Origin of the sequence: Microbacterium sp. ISL-103 (assembly GCF_018613995.1) — a bacterium.
In the GTDB taxonomy this organism is placed as follows: Bacteria; Actinomycetota; Actinomycetes; order Actinomycetales; family Microbacteriaceae; genus Microbacterium.
Genome location: NZ_JAGGPD010000583.1, coordinates 1 through 3,027 on the forward strand (window position 1 = coordinate 1; position 3,027 = coordinate 3,027).

General features: G+C 65.6%; 4 protein-coding genes. All 4 read right to left on the reverse strand.

Annotation, left to right across the window (positions count from 1 at the left end; translation table 11 throughout):
• Positions 1–780 (reverse strand): F510_1955 family glycosylhydrolase (locus tag J7E68_RS18145; protein WP_215174947.1); only part of this gene is annotated, 780 nt, incomplete at its 3' end.
• Between the two features lie 141 nt (positions 781–921).
• Positions 922–1,515 carry a DUF305 domain-containing protein gene (locus tag J7E68_RS18150; protein WP_215174948.1) on the reverse strand — a complete coding sequence of 198 codons (594 nt, stop codon included), beginning with the start codon at positions 1,513–1,515 and terminating at the stop codon, positions 922–924.
• Positions 1,516–1,601: 86 nt separating this feature from the next.
• A complete protein-coding gene (locus tag J7E68_RS18155) occupies positions 1,602–2,036 on the reverse strand; it encodes a DUF6153 family protein (RefSeq protein ID WP_215174949.1) in 435 nt (144 codons plus the stop codon).
• 53 nt (positions 2,037–2,089) lie between these two features.
• Positions 2,090–3,027, reverse strand: a 938-nt coding sequence (locus J7E68_RS18160; RefSeq protein WP_215174950.1) for an HAD-IC family P-type ATPase, incomplete at its 5' end; no start/stop codon positions are given.

Genomic DNA, 3,027 nt, shown 5'->3' on the forward strand with positions numbered 1-3,027 from the left:
CACGATGAAGTGGTCGTCATCGATCAGGGCGAAGGCCTGCGCGGCTCCTTGAAGGGAATCGAGGCGCTGCCATGTTCCTTCGTTTTTCTGCGACCAGAGGACCCCGTCCGTTCCGATTCCTGCGAGCGAGCCATCGGGTCGCGCGTCCAGCGTGTAGAGCAGGGGGGCGCCGGCGACGGGCGTGAAGGTGGCACCGTTATCGGTGCTGAGCAGCAAACCTTCTTCCGCGGCCGCGTAAAGACCATCGCCGGTGGCTGCGAGGTCTGCGGCGGCAAGTGTTGCGCCGCGGGTCCATTCGCGACCGTCGTCGGCGCTGATGAGCAGGTCGATCCCGTCGGACGCAATCCCGTAAAGAGTGCCGTCAGGCCCGGCGGTCAGGACATGGAAGTCCGTGGTGCCGTTGAGAGCGATCGGTGACCAGGTTTCCCCGAAGTCGTCACTGCGAATGACTCCGAGGTTGGGTGAGCCGAGCTCTGAAGGTGTCTGCGTGCCCGGGTGCCCGGATGCGAAGAGGGCATCGTCGAGGACGGTGAAGCCCATCGCGTCGAAGTCGTGGCCTCCGATGGGACCGGCGATCGCACCCTCGGGCGTGAGGGTGAAGATTCCCCCGTGGGTAGCTACGAAGAGGTTCTCACCGCGCGGGTCAACGGCAACGCCGTGAATGTGTTCGATGACGGGCGGAACGGCATCAGGGCTCGAGGACTGTGGTGCGGCGCATCCGGTGAGAGCGATGGCTACGAGAGTGATCGCGAAAGCGGGTAGAAGTGAGTAGCGGTTCATAGGACTCCGAATTGAAGAAGTGCAAGCGGGTGCGCGCGGTACGCGAATGAGAGTCGCGACATGGCGCCAGCGCGGTGGCGTGGGTTAATGCGAGAAGGCCAGTTCGGGGGTGCGGGCGAGCGCCGCACCCCCGAAGGTGGATCAGAGTGCGTCGAGGAGATCTTTCATCGTGGCGATCTCCGTGGTCTGCGCCTCGATGATCGTCTCGGCCAGAGCGACCGCGTCGCTGTTCTGGCCGTTGTCGACCTCTTCTTGGGCCATCTCGACGGCACCCTCGTGGTGCTGGATCATCTGCTCGAGGAACAGGCGGCTGGCGTCCGCACCGGTGGCATCCTCGAGAGCCTGCATGTCCTCTTCGGACATCATGCCGCCGCCGTGATCCATTCCCTCCATGTCGGAAGTGTCAGCGCCCCACTCTTCGAGCCACTGGTCCATCTTCTGGATCTCGGGCTCCTGCGCGGCCTTGATCTCTTCCGCAAGGGCGACGACACGTTCGTCGACGCCCTCCTTGCTGAGAAGCATGTCGGACATGTCGATGGCCTGGGCGTGGTGCTCCTTCATCATGCTGGCGAACATGATGTCGGCGTCATTGGCGTCCGCGGAGGCCGGGGCGGAGCTGCTGCTTTCGTGGTTCATGCCGGGCATGTCGCCGCCGGAGGTGTTACCGGCGCAGCCGGCGAGTCCAAGCACTGCAGCGAGGGTGAGTGCGGCAGTCGCCGCAAAACGGGTCTTCATGATGTGTTCTCCAAAAAGTCGATCATGGTGCCCAGCGAGAGAGGCTGGGCGAGGGCGTTACCCGCAGAAGGCGGGCGCGCCTGCCATCACGTGCGACTGATGCAGAGAACGGTGAGAGACGGAGGCCGCAACGGATGCAGCGCATCCCGGAGGTGTAGGCGGGACACGGGCGTTCCCGGGGAGTGCGCGACGGCTCGCCACCAGGCGGACGGCCGGGCGAGCAGCAGGACGGCAATGAGGAGCGCGAGAACGCAGGCCATCCACGCCATGCCTTGATCGTCAGAACACGTGGCGCACCCCGCCTCGTCCACCGCTGCGGCGTCGCCTAAGGCGTGTGCGGGGTGAGCGTCGGCATGCGCAGGTGCGACGGCGATGGTCTCACTGTGCCCGGAGGGCATGGTGTGCGTGTTCATCGAGTGCATCGCCAGAAGCCCGAAGATCACGGAAAAGGCGACGGCGACGACGGTCAGGAGGGTGCGGGTGAGGGTGCGCTGGTCATGCACGCGCCGTGCGATCGTCATCAACACTGTCCCACCTCCCTGTCTTCCAGGGTACGTCGCCGCCGCCCATGCGCCTACTTGTCGACGACGGCGTCCGGGCTGAGGTTCAGCCGTCGCAGCAACTGCGCATTCAGCGCGACAACGATCGTGGACAGCGACATCAACACCGCACCGACCGACATCGGCAACACGAACCCGACGGGGGCGAGCACACCGGCAGCCAACGGCACCGAGAGAAGGTTGTACCCGGCAGCCCACCAGAGGTTCTGTTTCATCTTCCGGTAACTGGCGCGCGACAGCTCGATCACGGAGATCACCGATCGGGGGTCGTCGCTGGCGAGGATGACACCCGCGGAGGCGATCGCGACGTCCGTTCCGGCACCGATCGCAATCCCCACGTCCGCCTGGGCGAGGGCGGGGGCGTCGTTCACGCCGTCACCGACCATCGCGACCTTGCGGCCTTCGTTTTGCAGTTCTTTCACCTTGGAAGCTTTGTCCTCCGGACGGACCCCGGCGAAGTACCGGTCGATACCCAGCTCGCCGGCGACGGACGCGGCGACCGCATCAGCGTCACCGGTGATCATGACCACCCGCACGCCGCGCTCGTGAAGCGCATCGACCGCGTGACGCGACTCGGAGCGGATCTCATCGGCGAGGCGCAGCGCACCCGTTACCTGACCGTCGATGAGCACGTGGAGGATGATCGCACCCTCACCGCGCCACTCATCGGCTACCGGCAGCTCGGTGGCGTGTTCTTGCTCGAGCATGTATGGGCCACCGACCTGCACGACGTGTCCGTCGACACGGGCACGCACCCCAACGGCGGGGGAGGATTCAAAATCGGTCGATCGCGGAACGGTGAGGTTCTTCTCTTTCGCTGCGTTGACGATCGCACGGGCGAGGGGGTGCTCGGAGTCCGCTTCCGCGGCCGCCGCCCACGCGAGCAGCTGATCGGCATCGGACCCTGTGCCGGGATCGATCGCGGTCACGGCGGGGGTGCCCTTGGTGAGGG